Annotated in this window: 15 protein-coding genes; 13 read left to right on the forward strand and 2 right to left on the reverse strand. The window is 70.9% G+C overall.

Annotated elements, in window-relative coordinates:
• Window positions 1–11 precede the first annotated feature (11 nt).
• From AB0N02_RS06515 to AB0N02_RS06540, 6 genes are all read left to right on the forward strand, one after another.
• Entirely contained in the window at window positions 12–863 is an 852-nt protein-coding gene (locus AB0N02_RS06515; RefSeq protein ID WP_363943343.1) for an ABC transporter permease, read from the forward strand.
• Window positions 860–1714: an ABC transporter permease gene (locus AB0N02_RS06520; protein WP_363943344.1), complete on the forward strand. Its 855-nt coding sequence runs from the start codon at window positions 860–862 to the stop codon at window positions 1712–1714. The genes AB0N02_RS06515 and AB0N02_RS06520 overlap by 4 nt, the downstream gene beginning before the upstream one ends.
• 172 nt (window positions 1715–1886) lie before the next feature.
• The gene (locus AB0N02_RS06525) at window positions 1887–3281 is read left to right on the forward strand and encodes an FAD-dependent oxidoreductase (protein WP_363943446.1); all 1395 of its coding nucleotides are present in this window, start codon (window positions 1887–1889) and stop codon (window positions 3279–3281) included.
• Between the two features lie 189 nt (window positions 3282–3470).
• Complete coding sequence (locus AB0N02_RS06530) at window positions 3471–4373, forward strand: alpha/beta hydrolase (protein ID WP_363943345.1); 903 nt, start codon at window positions 3471–3473, stop codon at window positions 4371–4373.
• A gap of 112 nt (window positions 4374–4485) precedes the next feature.
• The gene (locus AB0N02_RS06535) at window positions 4486–5682 is read left to right on the forward strand and encodes a DUF418 domain-containing protein (RefSeq protein ID WP_363943346.1); all 1197 of its coding nucleotides are present in this window, start codon (window positions 4486–4488) and stop codon (window positions 5680–5682) included.
• 447 nt (window positions 5683–6129) lie between these two features.
• Window positions 6130–7332 (forward strand): cation:proton antiporter, encoded by a 1203-nt coding sequence (locus AB0N02_RS06540; RefSeq protein ID WP_363943347.1) that lies wholly within the window; start codon window positions 6130–6132, stop codon window positions 7330–7332.
• A gap of 64 nt (window positions 7333–7396) precedes the next feature.
• On the opposite strand, the gene AB0N02_RS06545 is transcribed toward AB0N02_RS06540, so the two are convergent.
• Window positions 7397–8362 (reverse strand): carbohydrate kinase, encoded by a 966-nt coding sequence (locus tag AB0N02_RS06545; RefSeq protein WP_363943348.1) that lies wholly within the window; start codon window positions 8360–8362, stop codon window positions 7397–7399.
• A gap of 585 nt (window positions 8363–8947) precedes the next feature.
• On the opposite strand from AB0N02_RS06545, the gene AB0N02_RS06550 reads away from it, so the two are divergent.
• The 7 genes from AB0N02_RS06550 (at window position 8948) to AB0N02_RS06580 (ending at window position 16660) form a co-directional block, all read left to right on the forward strand.
• Window positions 8948–10279, forward strand: a complete 1332-nt coding sequence (locus AB0N02_RS06550; protein ID WP_363943350.1) for a radical SAM protein — start codon at window positions 8948–8950, stop codon at window positions 10277–10279.
• Window positions 10267–11316, forward strand: coding sequence for an arginase family protein (locus tag AB0N02_RS06555; protein ID WP_363943352.1), 1050 nt, complete (start codon window positions 10267–10269; stop codon window positions 11314–11316). The genes AB0N02_RS06550 and AB0N02_RS06555 overlap by 13 nt, the downstream gene beginning before the upstream one ends.
• Window positions 11317–11319: 3 nt before the next feature.
• On the forward strand, window positions 11320–12420 hold the full coding sequence (locus AB0N02_RS06560) for a hypothetical protein (protein ID WP_363943354.1): 1101 nt from the start codon (window positions 11320–11322) through the stop codon (window positions 12418–12420).
• The gene (locus AB0N02_RS06565; protein WP_363943356.1) at window positions 12417–13031 is read left to right on the forward strand and encodes a hypothetical protein; all 615 of its coding nucleotides are present in this window, start codon (window positions 12417–12419) and stop codon (window positions 13029–13031) included. The genes AB0N02_RS06560 and AB0N02_RS06565 overlap by 4 nt, the downstream gene beginning before the upstream one ends.
• Before the next feature lie 14 nt (window positions 13032–13045).
• Window positions 13046–14122, forward strand: coding sequence for a peptidogalycan biosysnthesis protein (locus tag AB0N02_RS06570; RefSeq protein ID WP_363943358.1), 1077 nt, complete (start codon window positions 13046–13048; stop codon window positions 14120–14122).
• Between the two features lie 91 nt (window positions 14123–14213).
• Window positions 14214–15131 (forward strand): phosphotransferase, encoded by a 918-nt coding sequence (locus AB0N02_RS06575; protein ID WP_363943448.1) that lies wholly within the window; start codon window positions 14214–14216, stop codon window positions 15129–15131.
• Window positions 15132–15382: 251 nt separating this feature from the next.
• Complete coding sequence (locus tag AB0N02_RS06580; protein ID WP_363943360.1) at window positions 15383–16660, forward strand: MFS transporter; 1278 nt, start codon at window positions 15383–15385, stop codon at window positions 16658–16660.
• Here the strand turns inward: AB0N02_RS06580 and AB0N02_RS06585 are convergent.
• On the reverse strand, window positions 16657–19458 hold the full coding sequence (locus AB0N02_RS06585; RefSeq protein WP_363943361.1) for a PEP/pyruvate-binding domain-containing protein: 2802 nt from the start codon (window positions 19456–19458) through the stop codon (window positions 16657–16659). The two genes, AB0N02_RS06580 and AB0N02_RS06585, sit on opposite strands and share 4 nt — an antisense overlap.
• Window positions 19459–19460: the final 2 nt, after the last annotated feature.

Raw genomic sequence — 19460 nt, forward strand, 5'->3', positions numbered from 1 at the left:
GTGAGCCCCCGGTGAAGCGTCTCGCCCCCTACCTGCTGATCCTGCCCGGCGGCATGTGGTTGCTGATCTTCCTGGTGGTGCCGATGGTCTTCATGGCCTCGGTCTCCACCCAGGAGGGCGACATGGTCAACGGCTTCGTCCAGACCTTCAACTTCTCGGTGTACGGCGACGCCCTGATGCAGTACCAGACGCAGTTCCTGCGTTCGGCGCTCTACGGCCTGGTGGCCACGGTCGTCTCCATCGCGCTGGCCTACCCGATGGCCTACTGGATCGCCTTCAAGGGCGGCGCGCGCAAGTCCACCTACCTGCTGCTGGTGCTGCTGCCGTTCTTCGTGTCATTCGTGCTGCGCACGGTGTCGTGGAAGTTCCTGCTCGCCGACGACGGCATGCTGCTGTCGCCGATGAAGTCGATGGGCCTGCTGCCCGCCGACTTCCACGTCCTGCAGACCACGGTCGCGGTGATCGGCGGCCTGGTCTACAACTACCTGCCCTTCATGATCCTGCCGATCTACGTGGCGCTGGAGCGGGTCGACCCCCGGGTGATCGAGGCCGCCCAGGACCTCTACGCGGCCAAGCGCGAGGCGTTCACCAAGATCGTGCTGCCGCTGTCGCTGCCCGGCGTGTTCGCCGGGGTGCTGATGACGTTCGTCCCCATGACCGCCGACTACGTCAACGCCGGGATCCTCGGCGGCCCGCAGAACACGATGATCGGCAACATCATCCAGACCGAGTACCTGGTCAACGCCGACTACCCGGTCGCGGCGGCGCTGTCGTTCACCCTGATGGCGGCGATGCTGATCGGCATCTTCGCCTACGCCAGGGCGCTCGGCACCGAGAACGTGCTGGAGGCGGCGGCCCGATGAGCGCACCACGAACCGCCACGGTCACGGCCGGGGAACGGGCCGACGCCGGAACCCCCGGGCCGCGGCGGCCGAAGACCCGGCTGGGCGACCGGCTGCTCAAGATCTACGTCTGGCTCATCATCGCCTGGCTGTTCCTGCCGATCGCGGTGATGATCGTGTTCGGCTTCAACGACACGCAGAGCAAGTCGAACGTGAACTGGCAGGGGTTCACCCTCAAATGGTGGACCCGGCTCGGCGACTACCCCGAGCTGGTCGCAGCCGTGGGCAACTCGCTGAAGATCGCCCTGCTCGCCACGCTGATCACGACGGTGGTCGGCACGCTCATGGGCCTGGCCCTGGGCCGCCACCGCTTCCGCGGGCAGGGCGCGACCAACCTGGTGCTGTTCGCCGCGATCGCCTCGCCCGAGCTCGTGATGGGCGCCTCGCTGCTGTCGCTGTTCGTCAGCCTCGGCGTGGGCACCGGCTTCTGGACCGTGGTCGTCGCGCACGTGCTGTTCTCGCTGTCGTTCGTGGCCATCACCGTGCGGGCCCGGGTGGTCGGGCTCGACCGGTCGGTCGAGGAGGCCGCCAGGGACCTGGGCGCGTCCACCTGGGTGACCTTCTGGCGGGTGACGTTCCCGATGATCCTGCCCGGCGTCGTCTCCGGCGCGCTGCTGGCGTTCGCGCTGTCCATCGACGACTTCGTGATCACCCAGTTCACCAGCGGCGCCCTCCAGACGTTCCCGCTGTGGATCTGGGGAGCCACCCGTATCGGGGTCCCGCCGCAGGTCAACATCCTGGGAACGCTTATATTCGCGGTAGGCGTCGTGATCGCCGTGATCAACACGGTGAACACTCGCCGCCGAACCTAGCTGCCGTCAAGCCCCGTGCCATCGGTGGATGGCACGGGGCTTCGGTGTATCAAGATCCTCGGCAGAGAACAGGGAGGCGAGATCGGATTCAGGCGGGGGGAACCCGCGCGTGATCTTCATGATCCCGCGATACACACAACAACACTTTGACTCACGTAGGGAAGTGAGATTTGTGGATCCGCTGAAGGCTCTTGCTGACGCGGAGCGCAAGCCGTACTGGCTCGACAGTCCGGCGAAACCCGAGCCGCTGCCGCGGCTCTTCGGAAACACGACCGCCGATCTCGCGGTGGTCGGAGGTGGCTTCTCGGGGCTGTGGACCGCCCTGATGGCCAAAGAGCGCGACCCGTCGCTCGACGTGGTCCTGCTCGAAGGTCGCAAGATCGGCTGGGCGGCGTCCGGCCGTAACGGGGGCTTCGCCATGGCGACGCTCACCCACGGCATCGCCAACGGCCTGGAACGCTGGCCCGAGGAGATCGAGACCCTCGAACACATGGGACTCGCCAACCTCGACGAGCTCGGCGAGACCGTCGCCCGGTACGGCATCGACTGCGGCTACGAGCGCACCGGTGAGCTGCACGTGGCCACCGAGCCGTGGCAGCTGGAGGAGATGAACGAGAGCGTCGAGGTCGCCAGAGACCTGGGTGTCCGCTTCGACACCCTTGACCAGGAGCAGGTCAGGGCGGAGGTGAACTCGCCCACCTACATCGGAGGCCACTGGGAGCGCGACGGCTGCGCCATGCTCGACCCCGCCCGGCTGGCCTGGGGGCTCCGGGAGGCATGCCTCTCCCTGGGGGTACGTGTTCACGAGCACACACCCGTCCGGCACATGAAGGACACCGGGACGAGCATGGACCTGCTCACCCCGTACGGCACCGTCAAGGCGGGCAAGGTCGCACTCGGCACCGGCGTGTTCCAGCCGCTGCTGCGGCGGCTGAAGCACTTCCTGGTGCCGGTCTACGACTACGCGCTGATGACCGAGCCGCTGTCGGCGGAGCAACTCGCCTCCGTCGGCTGGCACAACCGGCAGGGCGTCGGCGACTCGGCCAACCAGTTCCACTACTACCGTCTGACCTCGGACAACCGCATCCTCTGGGGCGGCTACGACGCGGTCTACTACAACGGTGGGAAGATCAAGCCGGAGTACGAGCAGCGCGACGAGACCTTCGCCAAGCTGGCGGAACACTTCTTCACGACGTTCCCCCAGCTGTCCGGGCTGCGCTTCACCCACAGGTGGGGCGGCATCATCGACACCTGCAGCAGGTTCAGCGCCTTCTACGGTCAGTCGCACGGCGGGCGTCTCGCCTACGCCGCCGGCTACACCGGCATGGGGGTCGGCGCGACCCGCTTCGGGGCCAACGTCATGCTCGACATGCTCTCCGGTGAGCGGACCGAGCGGACCGAGCTCCGGATGGTCAAGGAGAAGCCGCTGCCGTTCCCGCCCGAGCCGGTCCGCTCGGTCGGGATCCAGATGACCCGCTGGTCGATCGCCCAGGCCGACCTCCACCAGGGCCGCCGCAACCTCTGGCTGCGCACCCTGGACCGGATGGGCCTCGGCTTCGACTCCTAGGGCGTCCCGGTCCTCATCGGCGCCCCGGTCCCGGCCGGTGTCCCCGGCCTGGCCGGTGCCCCGATCGTCGCCGTCCGCATGCCGTACGGCTCCGCGCCCCCGCCTCGGGTGCGCGGGGCCGTACGCGCGGGTCCGGTTCTCGCGGCTTCCGTGCCGTGCCCGGTTCGCGGGGCCGTACAGTCTTGGGACATGAGCGAGAGGGTGGAGTTCGACGCCGACGGGATCACGCTCGTCGGCGACCTGCGCGGGCCCGCCGGGTCCGGCCCGCATCCGGCGCTGGTGCTGACCGGGCCGTTCACCGGGACGCGAGACCAGGTCACCGGGCTGTACGCGGCCAGGCTGGCCGAGGCGGGATACGTGACGCTGGCCTTCGACCACCGCAACTGGGGTGAGTCGGGCGGCGCGCCACGCGGGCACGAGGACCCGCAGGGCAAGCTGCACGACCTGCGGGCCGCGGTCTCACTGCTGCGCTCGCGCCCCGAGGTGGACGGCGACAGGATCGGCGCGGTCGGGATCTGTCTCGGCGCGGGGTACGCGCTCAGGTTCGCCGCCTTCGACCCCCGGGTCGGGGCCTTCGCGGGCATCGCCGGGGCCTACAACAACCCCTACGGCATGCGCGCCGCCATGGCGGGCGGCTACCGGGACGCGCTGGCCTCTCTCACCGACGTGCTGGAGCGCCAGGACCGGGGCGGACCGGTGGAGTACATCCCCGCCGTGGCCGAGGACGGCGAGGCGGCCATGCCCGGCGACGAGCCGTTCGCCTACTACGGGACCGGGCGCGGAGCCTCCCCGCTCTGGCGCAACGAGGTCACCCGGGCCTCTCTCCGCGAGCTGATCACCGTGGACAACATGACCGGCGCCGACTTCCTGTCCCCCAAACCCGGCCTGATCGTGCACGGCCTGGTCGACCGCTTCTGCTCCCCGGAGGGGGCGGAGGAGGCCTACCGGCGCATGGACGAGCCCAGGAGGATCGTCTGGCTGGACGCCCGGCTCCACACCGACCTCTACGACACCGAACCCCACATCACCCACGCCGTCGAGGCGGCCACGGCCTTCCTCACCGAACACCTCCGGAGCCGGTCCTCACAGTGATCCGGGCTGGGACCGGGAGCCGTGCCCCGATAGGTGTACATCCATCGGTGTATCGGGGGGATGGGTCTGGATGACGATGTCCGGGCGGGGGTGGCCGGACATCGTTGACGGTGTGACGACGCGACGTATCGACGTACTCGACGTGCTCAGGGGCGTCGCCATCATGGGCACCCTGGGCACCAACATCTGGATCTTCGCCAGTCCGGAGGGACCGGCCGGGGTCATGAAGGCGCTGGGCGACCCCGGGGTCCTGGAGACCTTCCTGCGGTTTCTGACGAACGGCAAGTTCCTGGCCCTGCTCAGTCTGCTGTTCGGGGTGGGGATGGAGCTGCAGTACCGCTCGGCCGTACGGCGCGGCGCCACCTGGCCCGGCTGGTACCTGTGGCGAACGGCGCTGCTGTTCGTCGAGGGACTGCTCCACTATGTGCTGATCTTCGAGTTCGACGTGCTCATGGGCTACGCCGTGGTCTCGGTCCTGGCGGCGTTCCTTATCGGCCGGAGCGACCGAGTGGTCAGGGCCTGGATGATCACGGTGGGGGCGGTGTTCGCCGCGCTGATCGGCCTGGCCACCTTCGCCATGTTGTACGGCGTGGCCTCCATGACCTCGCCCGCTCAGAGGGAGTCCTCGACGCTGTTCTCCGAAGGGAGCTATCTCGACCAGGTCGCCGCCAGGATCCACCTGGTCGTCGTCTACCGGATCGAGGCCGTGCTCATCCTCCCGCTCGGCGTCGTGCTCTTTCTGCTCGGCTCGCGGCTGGTGCGCGCCGGGGTGTTCGAGGACTCGGGACGGGGCGCCGCCCTGCGCCGGAAGCTGATGCTCGTCGGGTTCGGCCTGGGCGCGCCGCTCAACCTGCTGACCGCCTTCGCCGGGGACACCTGGTTCCTGGTCGACCGCTACCTGTTGCCGCCGCTGGTCGCGCTGGGCCTGCTCGCGCTGACGACGACCCTCGTGCACCGGATGAGCGGTGCTCCGGGCCTGGTCAGAAGGGGACTGACGGCCGTCGGCCGTACCGCGTTGAGCTGCTACGTCTTCCAGAACCTGGCCGGGGCGGTCCTCTGCTACGGCTGGGGGCTGGGTCTGGCCGCGAGGTTCGACGGACTGCGGCCGTGGTGGGTCGCGGGCGCGTGGGCGGGTATCTGCGTCGCGTTCATGACCCTGTCCACGCTATGGCTGCGCCGCTTCGAGCAGGGGCCCCTTGAGCTCGTCCGGCAGTGGGCCCACAGCGCGCCGCAGCGCCTGGCGTGGCCTCGGCCCCGGTCCGGTCCGGAGGGGGCTGATAAAATGACCGCCAGTTCTCTCCGGCGTTAGGGTCCAGTTTGTCGCGGAAGGTCATTGGCACCGTCGCCGCCCTTCTGCTTGTCCTGTTCGCCGTCGTCCACGCGCCGCTCCAGGTGCCTCACGACCTTCACCACGAGCCCGGCCTCGCCGTCACGCTGGCCGGTGGCGCGGTGCTTCCCCCGCACCTCCCGCATTCGAATCCGAGCCCGAGCCCGAACCCGGATCCGGGACCGGCGGGGCACTTCCTGGCTCCGCCGGACACCGCGCAGGGGCCGCCCGCGGGGGCGACGTGGACCCCCCGTCCCCACCGGGCCGCGCCTCCCGTCGCGCGGGCCGTACACACCTCCGCCGAACCCCGGGCGCCTCCGTCCGGCGATCTCTGACACCTGACACCGAGATCGTCCGTCCTACGGAGGCCTTCCATGTTCTACGAATGTGCGTTCACCATGCCCGGAATCCGCCCGGAAGGGGGACACCGTGGCACTGGGTGACGCTCTCATCGCCCTCGGCGGCTCCTTCCTCGCCGCCGGAATCATCGCCAGGCTCGGCGCCCGGATCGGGCTGCCGACGATCCCCCTGTTCATGCTCGCGGGCATCATCTTCGGCCCGCACACTCCCGGGCTCGCCCTGGTGGAGAACCCGGCCGACCTGAAGGTCATCGCCACGCTCGGCCTGATCTTCCTGCTGTTCTACCTCGGTATCGAGTTCTCCCTCGACGACCTGGCCGCCGGCGGCAAGCGGCTGGTGTTCGCCGGGGTGACCTACATCGTGCTCAACGTCGGCGGCGGCCTGGCGTTCGGGTTCGCCCTCGGCTGGGGCTCCCGGGAGGCGCTGGTCCTGGCCGGGGTGATCGGAACCTCCTCCTCGGCCATCGTGACCAAGCTGCTCGTCGACCTCGGGCGGCTCGGCAATCCGGAGAGCCGCCTCATCCTGGGCATCGTCGTGGTCGAGGACGTCTTCCTCGCCCTCTACCTGGCCATTCTGCAACCGGTGCTCAGCGGCGCCGACTCCTTCGCCGCCGCCGCGCTCTCCTTCGGCAGGGCGTTCGCCTTCCTGATCGCGCTGACCGCGCTGGCCAGGTGGGGCGCCCGGCTGGTGGACAAGCTCGTGACGACCAGGGACGACGAACTGCTCGTGGTGACGTTCACCGGGCTGGCGATCCTCACCGCGGGTGTCGCGGAGGAACTCGGCGTCTCCGACGCCATCGGCGCCTTCATGATCGGACTCATCCTGAGCTCGACCAGGGCGGCACCGCGCATCCGCGAGCTCGTCCACCCGCTCAGGGACGCCTTCGCGGCCCTGTTCTTCTTCGCCTTCGGGCTGTCCATCGAGCCGGGGGACATGCTCTCCGTCGCCTGGCCCATCGCGGCCGCGGTGGCGATCACGCTGGTGCTCAACGTCCTGGCCGGCGGGCTGGCCGCCAGGATGAACTCCTTCGGCATGACGGAGGGGGTCAACGTCTCGCTGACCGTGCTCTCGCGTGGTGAGTTCGCCCTGGTCCTGGCGACCATGGCGCTCGCCGCGGGACTGGACGGCAGGCTCGCGCCGTTCATCGCCGGATACGTGCTCGTGCTCGCCCTGTTCGGGCCGCTGATCGCCAGCCGCTCCGACTGGATCGCCCGCGTGCTCGCGGGCAGGCTGGCGCGGACACGGGAACGGGCCGTCTCCCGGCCGGGCTAGTTCCGCGCGCCTTCGCGGCCCTGCACCACTGCGCCCCTGACCTTCAACCGCGCCTCCGCGTGCCCTACGGCAGGCGTGCCCGTGGCGATCCGTCGCCGGTGAGGTCCCGGGCCCACGGCGGGTCGGCTCCCGGCACCGAACAGGTGAGAGCGGCGACCCGGGCCGCGAAGGCCGCCGCGTCCCCGGCCCGGTCGAGGTCGAGGGTGTCGAGCCGCCCGCCGAGCAGGCCGTGTGAGCGCAGCCGGTGCAGGAGGGCGGCGGTGAAGGAGTCGCCCGCGCCGACGGTGTCCACGACCGTGACGACGGGAGCGGGCACCGTCACGCGCTCGCCGTCCAGGGAGACGAGCGCGCCCTCGGGCCCGCGGGTCACCACGACCAGCCGCGCGCCCGCGGCGTGCCAGGTGTCGCAGGCCCGCTCGGCCTCCTCGCCGGGGTGGATCGCCTCCAGGTCGTCGTCGCTCAGCTTGACGATGTCGGCCAGCGCGCACCACCGGAGCATCCGTTCCCGGTAGACGGCCAGGTCGACGAACCCGGCACGGACGTTGGGGTCGATCGAGACGGTCGCGCGGGCGGCGATCCGCGCCAGCAGCTCCTCGATGCGATCCGCGCCGGGGGCGTGGACCAGGGCGATGGAGCCGGTGTGCAGGCAGGAGACGTCGCCGGCCCGCTCGGCGGTCAGCTCCGCCGTGCTCCACTGCCAGTCGGCCGAGCCCTCCGCGTAGAAGGAGTAGGCGGCCTGCCCCGACTCGTCCAGCGTGGCCACCGCGAGCGTGCTGGGCTCGGCGGCGCTCACGCAGCCGGTCAGGTCGACTCCGGAGGCGTTGAGATGGGCGCGGAACAGGGCGCCGAAGGAGTCGTGGGAGAGCCGCCCGAGAAAGCGGGTGGGCGTGCCGAGCCGGGAGAGGGCCACGGCGGTGTTCGCGGGGCTGCCGCCGGGCAGGACGCGCAGGGTGAGCTCGCCCCGCGCGCTCCCGGTGACGAAGCCGTCGGCGACGCACTCACCGAGCACGGCGACCTGGCCATCGGACATGTGGGCCCGCCCTTTCTGAGACGGCCTGACGGGAGGCGCTCCGTCGGCGTCTCCGGCCCGTCACGGCCGATTCCTGCGGTCGCGGGTCCGAACCGTCGTCGCGCCCGCTCTCCCCCGGAGCGTCGCACAGTCGTGCCCGGAACCGGAGGGTCGCGATCGCGCCGGAACCGGAGGATCGCACAGTCGTGCCCGGAACACCGAACCGGGACGCCCACCGGTTCGATGTGGTCGGCGACCCATGAAAAGGGCGGGCCGTAAACCCGCGAAAAAGGGCGGGCCGCGACCGTGTGAAGCCTGGGGCGGATGAGGCGTCCGGCCGGCGCCCTCCGGGATATTCGTATTCGTATTTTGTCGGTGGTTTCCGTGCAGGTGAGAGTGGGCTTTCGCGGCGGAGAGTAGTCCGATGTCGCCGAACGGTTATTGACTCTCGATGAAAACAATATTATCCATGTCTGTTATGGATGTCGGCGGATGAGGTGCCGAAATCCTCGCAGGGGTGCCCGAGGCCGTGTAGCCCGATGTGTGGAGATCGCCTTTCGGCTCCCCGGAACCCGTATGCACTGAATCGCATTAACGGAGAGGCCATTGCCCACAGCGCATATCGTCCAGTTACCGTTTCCCTCGACCAGTGAGCCGCAACGCGACCTGCGCCGCTATTACGATCTGTACGAACGGGAGTTCGCGCGCCTCTTCCCGGAGTTCTTCATTCCGGAGGCGAGCCTCTGGGAGATGCCCCTGTGGGTCGCCCACATCACCGCGCTGCTCGACGAACTCGACGTCGAGTCCACCTACGTCGACCTGAGCTCCACCGCCTCCCCGGACGACTGCCTGCGCGCGCTCGTCGAGGTGAGCGCCCCCGGAGACGCGATACTGCTCAGCCCGCTGGCACAGAACTTCGACCTGGCCCTGCGCGTCAGCCGCCCCCTGAAGCAGATGGGGCGGATCACCGTGATCGGGGGGAACATGGCGCCTCTCGCCACTCCCGGCGACGTCAGCAGGGTGGTCAGGGGACAGGTCGGGATCGAGCAGTTGCGCGCGGTCCTCCGCCCCGAGACCTCGGCCGACGGACTCGTGTCGGTGCGCAGCCGTTCCGGGATCGCCGAGGAGCGCATCAGCTGGGTGCCCCAGTACCGCCATCTCGGAGGATACGCGGGACGGGTCCCCCTGCTGCGGCTCAACGCCAGCCACGGCTGCCTCTACAAGTGCCGCTTCTGCGGAGACGCCTGGAGCCAGCAGCTCACCCTCGTCGAGACGGACGCGCTCGGGCGGGAGGTCGACCAGTTCGCCGAGCGCTACCCCGGTACGCGGCTGGTCTACATCGGGGACAAGACGTTCGGCCAGTCGCGTGAGGCCGTGCGGAACCTGCTCACGGTCTTCCGCGACAGGCCCGGCTACCGCTTCATCGTGCAGACGCACGTCCTGGCCGTACGCCCCTGGGTGCTGGACGCGATGTCCGAACTGGGCGTCGTGGCGGTCGAGCTCGGGTTCGAGTCCGCCGACACCGAGATGCTCCGCGAGTCGGGAAAGCTGTCGCGGGGCCTTGACCACTACCGCGACAGCCTGCGGGCGATCGACCGGCGGGGCATGCGCGTGGTGCTCAACGTGATGGGCGGCCTCGCCGCGGAGACGGAGAACGGCCACGCCGAGACGGTCCGCTGGCTGCGGGAGTGCGCCGACGTCGTCTGGCTCGCCAACCTCTACAACTTCGTCCCCTACCCCCTGGTGCCCGACTTCCCCGTACTGCGCCCGCGCATCCACGACTGGGACTTCGCGCACTGGCGGGAGGACGCGCCCGTGGTGTTCGAGCCCTATCACCTCACGCCCGGCAGGAGCTGGGAGTTGTTCGTGGAGAAGGTGGAACTCATGACAGATCTTCTGGCCGGAAGGCGCGAAGCGGAGGACGCATGCCTGAAGTGAGAGAGTCGTCCTTCGACCCCGCCGTCCTTGTCGCCGCCGCCGAATCGGCGCCCGTCCGCGTCGCCGCCGCGCCCGGCTGGGCCGGAGTGCCCACGCTGTTCGGGGCGGATCTGGTGACCGACTGGGACCGCCTGCCGTCCGAGCCCTCCACGTGGGTGGCCGCCGGGGTCCCCTTCGACGGGACCACCAGCTCCAGGCCCGGCGCGGCCGAGGGACCGAGGGCGATGCGCGCGTCGAGCCTCGTCTATTCAAGTTCCCTGTCCACCCGTGCGGTCGAGCCGATGACGGACATGCGGACGGGCAAGGAGTTCGAGTACGGACATCCGGTGGTCGTGGACGCCGGAGACCTGTCCGTCTTCCCCAGCGACCCGATGGCGACGGTCGCCTCCGTGGCCTCGGGAACGCGGGCGCTGCTGGACGGCGGGCGTCGCGGCATATTCCTCGTCGGGGACCACTCGTGCACGATCGGCACCTTCACCGGCTTCTACCTGGCCATGAGGGAGACCGTCCCGCCGGAGCGGATCGGGTTCGTCAACCTCGACCACCACTTCGACTACGGCGATTCGAGCCGTCTGCACGGGCCCATCTACCACGGGTCCAACTCCCGCAGGATCTCCGAGCTGCCCGGGATGAGACCGGAGAACATCGCCTTCGTCGGGGTCGGCGACGTGACACGCCGCGACCAGCTCCGCCACCTGGTCGACCGCGGCCACTCCGTGATCGCGGCCCCCGAACTGCGCGACGACGCCCGGCCGGTCGCCGCCCTCGCCGAGCGGCTGGGGGAGAGCTGCGACGTCGTCTACATCTCGACCGACATCGACATCCTCGACTGCTCCGTCGCCCCCGGGACGGGCAACGTCACCCTCGGAGGGCTGACGGGCTCGGCGTTCCTGGATGTCTGGGAAATCCTGCACGGTCTGCCCGTCGGGGCCTTCGACATCGCCGAGGTCGCGCCCCGTCTCGATCCGACGGGCCGGACCCCGCAGATCGCGGCCAGGCTGCTCTTCGAGGCCGTCTTCCGACTTCACAAGGGGTGATCCATGACCCGTTCCGAACATGCCACGCGAAGCCCGCACGACGCGTCCGATCCGGTCAGGGTCGACGTCCTCACGGTCGACGTCCCCCCGTCCTGGTTCGCCGAGGCCGGGGCCGCGTCCTGGGCGGACGGGGCCGCCGAGCACCTGTCCGGCGGAGGCTCGGTCACGATCCGGCTGGCCGGTGAGGACCTCTCCCTGCCCACCGCGGAGCTGATCTCCAGGGCGAGGGCCGCGCTGCTGGCCGTCACCACCGTCATGAGGCGCGAGCACCTGCTGCCCGGCGACGCCTACGTCGAGGTCGACGAGGAGAGCTACGGCACGCCGACGGTGCCCCGGGGGAGGTCCCGGTTCCTGCTGCCCCACCAGGACGGGGCGCATTCGAGCTTCCTCACCCCCCGCAGGGAGAACGACCGCCACGGCATCACCGACGACCGGATGTTCTCGAACACGGTCTTCTTCAAGCGCCCCTCCCACAAGATGTACCAGGGTTTCCTGATCACCCATCGCGGGGCGTTCCCCGGCGAGACGTACTACTACAACCTCATCGCCCTGCTGGTCGAGGCCTACCGGGTACGGTCCGGCGCGCCACCGGAACGCGGCGAGGACGTCGAGCGGTTCCTCGGCGACAACATCGCGCGCTCCCTGCGGTTGAGCGACGTGCACCGTTCGCGTTACCTGACGCTGGGCTCCCTGCTCGGCTCGGCCAACCCGGCCCACCACGTGCTCCCCAGCGGCCCCCGCGCCGAGAGCGAGCTGTGGCCGGAGCAGTACGCCTCGATTCCCGGGATCTGGGAGCTGGTCGAGGGCTGTCCCTGCGGCGCATGTGAGGGCCCCGGGGCCGTACTCGTCTGCCACTCGACCTTCGAGACACTCGGCGTTTCCTGGCCGGGGGTGCGGGAACGCTACGAGAGCACGGTCGTCGGCGGGCGGGGGGATCTGCTCATCGGCAACAATCTCTCCCAGATGCACGCGGCCTTCTCGGCCAGGAACCGGCAGATCTGTCCCGTCTGCATCGTCGTCGACAAGCCCGCCGGACCCGGGTACGAATCGTGGCTCGCCAGGGAGTGGGACCAGGGGCTCGCCAGGCTGGGGGTGACGGCGTGAAACGCGAACACGAGAGCGCGCGGGCGCTGGCGATCCACGAGGCGGGCCACCTCCTCGTGGGGTGGGCGCAGACGGTCGTCTCGGTGAGCGCGAGTGTGTGGTCGCCGAAGGGGTTCACCTTCACCGAGGTCGGCGCGGACGCCGACTGGACCGCGGCGGAGGAGAAGACGCGCAGCATCGCCGCGCAGGTGGCCGTCGCCGTCGCGGGCGGCGCGGCCGAACTGGCCGTGGCCGGAGAGCCGGGCGTCTCGCGGCTCGCGGAGATTCCGCTGGACGACATCCTCGGGGCGACCGGAGGCATCGACTTCCAGCTCGCCCAGGAGTGGCTCGCCCTCCAGCGTCACGATCCCAGCCAGGACTCGATCGAACTGGAGATCGTCGACGTCTTCCGGCTGGTCGCCGTCGACCTGTCCGCCTCCCGGGTCACCTCGGCCCTCGGCGCGCTGGCGGACCTGTTCCTCAGCAGGCGGGCCGCCCGGCCGCGGGAGGAGGTGAGCATCCGCCTGGACGAGCCCGAGGTCCGCGACATCGTGGCCGGCCTGACGCTTCGCGCGGACTATCCGCTCGGCCGTACCACCACACCGAACATCACCGAAGTGACGACACGTTAGGGGCACCCAGGGAATTGGAGACGGGAACGATCGGCATCACCACCAGGCGCGTCACCCTCGACGACCCCGTGGCCGCGCTCGACTGGGCGAAGGCCGTCGAGGGAGGGCCGCCCCAGCTCTCGGTCCGCTGGCTCGTCTGTCACGGCGCGGGGTTCGACCGGCCCTGCGAGTACGCCGTCGCCTACGCCGAGGGGCGGCCGGTCGCGGTCGCCGTGTTCCACCTGCGGTTCGACACCGACGACCACACGAAGTACCGGTTGTCGAACCACATCGACGCCGCCGGCCCCGGCCTGCCGTTCGAGGGGGCGGAGGATCTGCTCGGGGAGCCGTCCGTCGTGGTCGTCGCGCCCAGCTCATACGTGTCCGGCCTGCACGTGGCGGCGGACGCCGGGCGGCGTACGGCGAGAGCCGCCGCCGGCGCCCTGCTGCGGCTGGTCGGACGGGTGGCCGCCGAGTCCGGAGCGGGCTCGGTGTTCCTCCCGCACCTCCCCGATCCCGCGCCCGGCTGGCTCGCCGAGGAGATCTCCGGCCCCTCCCACCTGTTTCCCATGGGGGCCTCGGCGTATCTCGACCTCGGCGGGATGTCGACGTTCGGCGAATATCTCTCGGGGTTCACCGCGAAACGCAGGCGTGAGGTCGTGCGTGAACGCCGGGCCTTCGCCGCGGCGGGGCTGCGGATAGAGACATCGCCGGTCGTGACGGTCTCCTCCGATGTCGTGCGGCGGCAGGTCGGTCACTACCGGAGATACGGCCTTGTTTCCAGCGAAGAACGGATATCAGGGCAATTTCACTCTTTGCAGAAAGAATATGAGGGAAGGCTGCTTTTCCTTAAGGTGATACGCGGTGACTCCGGCGTCATCGGCCATGTGCTCGCGATCCAGGAAGCGGACTGGCTCGTGCCGAAACTCGCGGGATTCGAGGGCAGGGAGGGGTTCGCGTATTTCGAGGCCACCTACTATGCGATGATCGAATGGGCGCTGAGAGGCCCGAGGTGCGCCCGGATCGACTACGGAGGCGCCGCCATCGACGCGAAGGTCCGGCGAGGCTGCCGAGTTCGCCCGCTTCAGGGGGCGCTGCTGCTGCCACGGTGACCGAGCCTTCGGCACGGAGACCCGGGCGGCGCCCCGACGGAGGGAACGGCCCGAGTCGCTTTGGAGATGGGAAGCTGCCTTGTTGCAGAGTGTGGAAGTCCCGGACGAGGAACTGCTGGCCAGGAGCATGGCGGGGCAACTGGCCGACCGGTTGCCGCCCGGCAGCCGGGTTTCGCCGTGGCGGCGCGGTGCCGACTACGCCGCCCTGCTCGTCGAGGTCGACGGCGAACGGCGTTTCGTGCTCCGGGTGCCCCTCCGGGAGATCGCCCCTTCCGCGTACGACGGCACGGTCGACTTCGGCGCGGTGCTCGAACGGGAGGCCCTGGTCCACGGGGTCCTCGCGGACGCGGGTGTTCCCGTGGCCTCCCTCAGAGGGTGGCAGCGCGCCCGCGGTGAGGACACGCGCTCGTGGATGCTCCTGGACTTCGTCGCAAATGACGAGGTGGCCGAACTCGGTGCCGCGCAACTCCGCCGCCTCGGCGAGGTCCTCAGGCTGATCCACGGGATACCGGTGCCCGCGTCCCTGCGGGCGCGGCTGGGAGCCGAGTGCGCTCCGGAGGCGATGGTCGAGCGGGTCGCGATCCGGGTGGGCGCGCTGGCGGAGCGGGTGCCGGTCAGGGGCCATCGGGCGCTGGTCGAGGCGGCCACGGCGGTGATCAGGAAGCGTTCGGCCGGGGCCCTCCACCTGCTCCACATGGACCTGCGCCCGGAGAACCTCTGCTTCCGCGGGGACGACCTTGTCGCGGTGATCGACCTGTCCAACTGCACCATGGGCGATCCCGCGGCCGAACTCGGCCGGATGAGGGCGTACGGCCTGCTGGGAGCGCCGCTCCTGACCGGCTACGGCTCGCCGGAGGGGGACCCGCCGGGAGAGGACACGGTGGCCGCCTACGCGGCCGACACCTTCGCGCTGCTCGGCCTGCTCGGCACCGACGAGTTCGCCGACCAGGCGCTGGTCGACAGGGGAACGGCGGGGCTGGAGTGGTGCGAGAAGGTGCTGTGCGGTTGACCCGCGAAGCGGGAACGGCACCGAAGGCGCCGTGCGGGTGACCTCGTGCGGGGACGGCGCGAAGGGGGAGATTCCGTACGGGTGACCCGGTGCGGGGGTGATGTGACGGGGGAGGTTCGTACGGGTGAGCCGGTGCGGGATCGATGCGACGAGGGAGATTCCGTACGGGTGAGCCGGTGCGGCGGGGAAGGCGCCGTGGGGGTGAGCCGGGACGGCCGAGGGGGCGGGAAGCGTGGTGCGGGGGGATCGCTGTGACGCTTGACGGGGAACGCCGTGCGGGTGACCCGGTGCGGGTGGCGGAGAGGAGGAGTGCCGGTTGGCCGCCCCTGGCGGCACTGCTCCCCGAGCCGGGCCCGGTGACGGCGCTCACCTGGGCGACCGCCTTCAGGACGGTCGGGCGGGGCCTGTTCATCACGATCAGCGTGATCTACTTCACCTCCTCGGCCGGCATGTCGGCGGTCGAGGTGGGTCTCGGCCTGTCGATCGCCTCCGCCGCCGGGCTTCTCGGCGGCCTGCCCGCGGGGCGTCTCGCCGACCGGTTCGGCCCGCGCGGCGTCACCGTCGCGTTCTCCGCGGCCGGCGCCGTCCTCACCTGTGGCTACGTCGTCGTGGACGGCTTCGCGGGCTTCGTGCTCACGGCGGGTCTGGCGACCTTCGCCGAGGCCGCCGAGCAGACCGCGCGCAGTGCCCTGATCGGCGTGGCCGTCCCCCCGGACAGGCGGGTCCAGGCCAGGGCCTACCTCCGTGCCGTCACGAACGTGGGCTGGTCGGTCGGAGGGCTGGGCGCGGCGGTCGCCCTCCACTACGGCACCCGGCCCGTGTACCTGACGATGATCTTCGGGTGCTCGGTCTGCTACCTGGCCGGGGCGCTGCTGACCCTCAAGGTTCCCGCCGCCCGGACACCCGTACAGGCCGCTGACGAACCCGTGTGGGCGGTGCTGCGCGACCGCCCCTACGCACTGCTCGCCCTGCTGAACGGGGTGCTGTCCGTACACGGCGGCCTGCTGACCGTGTCGATCCCGATCTGGGTCGTCGAGCGCACCACCGCCCCCACGGCGACGGTGGGGGTGATGATGATGCTCAACACCGTCGCCGTCACCCTCCTGCAGGTCCGTTTCAGCCGGGGAACCGAGAACATCGAGGGCGCGGCGCGCGCGCAGCGCCGCTCAGGGCTGGCCCTCCTCGTCTCCTGCCTGTTGTTCGCCGCCTCCGCCGGCCGGTCCGAGTGGGTCGCGGTCACGGTGCTGGCCGCGGGCGCGCTCGCCCACGTCGTGGGAGAGCTGCTCCAGGCCGCGGGATCGTGGGGCCTGTCCTACGAGCTCGCCCCGGCTTACGCGCTCGGGCAGTACCAGGGGTTCTACGGGATGGGCTACCAGCTCGCGAACATCCTCGCGCCCGCCCTGCTCACCACCGTCGTGATCGCCTGGGGAGAGACGGGGTGGGCGCTGTTCGGAGTGGTCTTCGCGCTGGCCGGGCTCGCCGTGCCGCCTGTCGCGCGCACCGCGACCAGGACGGTCACCACCGGCTAGCCGGGGGGCTGGTCGTCGGCGGCCTCGTGGGCAGGATCGGAGACGGAGGAGGAACCCGCGTTGCGGGCGGGGGCGGACCCCGCGGCGGCGACCACCACTCCCGAGGTGCCGTCGACCGTGATCCTCTGACCGGTGACGATGTGCTCGGTCGCGTGGGCGACGCCGACCACCGCGGGGATGCCGTACTCGCGGGCGACCACCGCGCCGTGCGAGTTCGCGCCGCCCATCTCCATCACCAGGCCGCCCGCGGTGAGGAACAGCGGGGTCCAGCCGGGGTCGGTCGAGGGGCAGACCAGGATCTCACCCGGATCGAGGTGGGCGCCGACCGGGTCGAGCACCACCCGGGCGATCCCGGTGACGGTGCCCGCCGAGGCGGAGGTGCCGGTCAGCGCGCCGTCCACCGGCACCGCCGAGGCGACGGCCTCCGGTTCGGTGCCGTCCGACAGCACGATCCGGGGCAGGTGCCTGCGCCGCCGCTCGCGGGCGGCGTCCTCGCGCCGCCGGGAGACGAGCGCCCGCAGTCCGCCCTCCGAGAAGGACGGGTCCGACGAGCCCGAAGAAGAGGGAGCGGTCAGGGCGGTCCTGACCTCCCGCACCGTCAGGAAGAAGACGTCGCCGGGGGAGTCGACGAGGCCGCGGGCGGCCAGATCGGCGCCGACGGTCCTCAGCTCGGCGCGCATCGCCGCCAGGACGGTCACCATGGAGAACTTGGGCAGCTCGCGGAGACCGGCCAGGGCCCGTGCCCGGCCGAGGGCGAAACGAATGACCACGCCGCGCGGGCCGCCCACGCGGGAGCTCAGATCTCTGATCATCTTTGTGGCCTCGGCGGTGCCCCGGGCGAACAGGGCGTCGGGGGCCGGTGCCGGGTCCTCCAGGCGGAGGTAGTTGGCCAGCACGCCGATGATGTGCGTGGGATCCTCCGACCAGCGGGGCACCCCGAGGTCGATCTCACCCACCGCCCGGTCACCGTAGACCGACAGGAACTCCCGCAGTCCCCGCTGCACCGTCTCCGGCAGCGATCCGTCGCCGAAACGCCCGGCGAGCTCCGCCGCGGGGGTGCCCAGCAGCAGGGCGGCGGCGTCCGCGTCCGTGCGGATCCGGGTCGCCAGACGCCACAGGGCCAGGTCCATCTCGGTGGTCACGTTGTGCGGCAGCCCGCGCAGCACGGTCGAGATCTCTCCCGGCCCGGCGTGCTCGCCGAGGAGCCACGCGGCCAGGCCCAGCATGGCGAACCCGGCCGCCGGTCCCGGCACGATCCGGGGGAGCACGGTGACGGCGTGGACGCCCAGCATCCGCTCCACCCGGTCGAGCCGCTCCAGCGACGTGGCGGTCCCGGGCAGGGGCGCCAGCCGCTCCCGCAGCTGTGATCCCAGCCGCTCCAGCCGCTCGCGTGCCGCCGCGGGGCGCAGCACGGCCTGTACGGCGCGCGAGGGAATCCGGAACCGGGACGCGACCCGGAGGAAGCGGCGCAGGGCGGGCCGTACCGAGCGCTGGGTCACCCCGAAGCGGGGGTCGTCGAACAGGCCGCGCACCACCACGGCCGACCTCGCCTCCATCACGTCGAACACGCGAGGCATGACCGTCCGGCCGGCCCGGCTGCGCACGAGCCCGGTGATGTCGAAGAACAGCCTTCCCCCGGCCTCGGCGATCTGGGGGACCCCCTCCGCCCTGCCGGCCGCCGTCCCGGCCACGGGGAATCCGAACATCCCGGCGCCCGCCGACGACAGCAGCCGGAAGGCCGAGACGCCCATCGGGGTGAAGGGCGCGTAGACGCCCTGCGCCACGTTGACGGAGAAGTAGATCCGGGTGCCGTCCGGCTCCGCCTCCCGCGCGGAGTGCCGGGGGACGGGGAAGAGGGTGGTGATCGGGCGGGACTGGGTCAGCCACAGTGTGCCGTCGGCGTCGATGGCCCACTCGGTGTCCTGCGGGGCGCCGTAGTGCTCCTCGACCCGTCCGCCCAGCGCGGCCAGCGCCCTGACCTGGTCGTCGGTGACGCAGGCCCGCTCCGCGGCCGAGGCGCCGGCCGGGTTCTCCACACGCTCGACACCGCCCCCGGGCAGCGACCGTACGGCCAGCAGCTTGTCACCCGGGCGCCGCTCGGTGATCCGGCCGGTCGCGATGTCCACCACGAAGCGGTCGGGGTTGACCGCGCCGGAGACCACGGCCTCGCCGAGCCCGTGGGCGGCGTCGATCACCGCCTCGTGCCGCCGCCCGGTGACCGGGTTGGCGGTGAACATCACCCCGGCGACCTCGGACTGCACCATCTCCTGGATCACGACGGCCAGCAGGACGGTCCGGTGGTCGATGCCGTTGGCCGCCCGGTAGGCCACCGCCCTGTCGGTCCACAGCGAGGCCCAGCAGCGCCTGACCGCCTCCAGCACGGCGTCGTCGCCGATCACGTTGAGGTAGGTGTCCTGCTGTCCGGCGAAGCTGGCGTGCGGCAGGTCCTCGGCGGTCGCGGAGGAACGGACCGCGACGGGGCCGTGCGCGCTGCGCCGTACGGCGTCGGCGATGTCGCCGGGGACGGGGGCGGACAGCACGAGCTCGCGGGCCCGGGCCGCCAGGCCGTTCAGGGTCGCGACGTCTGTGGCGGGGGTCGCGGCCAGGGCGTCGAACACGTCGTCCAGACCGGCCCCCTCGGTCACCCTGCGGTAGGCCTCCGTGGTCAGGCACAGGCCGGGCGGGACGGGGAGCCCGGCCGCGGTGAGCACCCCGAGGTTGGCGGCTTTGCCGCCGACGAGGGGCAGGGTCTCCGCCCCGATGTCATCGAATTTCAGGATCAGCGGAGTGCTGGGCATCG

Origin of the sequence: Streptosporangium sp. NPDC051022 (genome assembly GCF_040683035.1) — a bacterium.
Taxonomy (GTDB): domain Bacteria; phylum Actinomycetota; class Actinomycetes; order Streptosporangiales; family Streptosporangiaceae; genus Streptosporangium.

Bases quoted from the DNA above. Each gene is read 5' to 3' on its own strand.
- AB0N02_RS06520 (WP_363943344.1), top strand. From the start codon at position 860: ATGAGCGCACCACGAACCGCCACGGTCACGGCCGGGGAACGGGCCGAC.
- AB0N02_RS06530 (WP_363943345.1), top strand. From the start codon at position 3,471: ATGAGCGAGAGGGTGGAGTTCGACGCCGACGGGATCACGCTCGTCGGC.
- AB0N02_RS06545 (WP_363943348.1), bottom strand. From the start codon at position 8,362: ATGTCCGATGGCCAGGTCGCCGTGCTCGGTGAGTGCGTCGCCGACGGC.
- AB0N02_RS06555 (WP_363943352.1), top strand. From the start codon at position 10,267: ATGCCTGAAGTGAGAGAGTCGTCCTTCGACCCCGCCGTCCTTGTCGCC.
- AB0N02_RS06560 (WP_363943354.1), top strand. From the start codon at position 11,320: ATGACCCGTTCCGAACATGCCACGCGAAGCCCGCACGACGCGTCCGAT.
- AB0N02_RS06585 (WP_363943361.1), bottom strand. From the start codon at position 19,458: ATGCCCAGCACTCCGCTGATCCTGAAATTCGATGACATCGGGGCGGAG.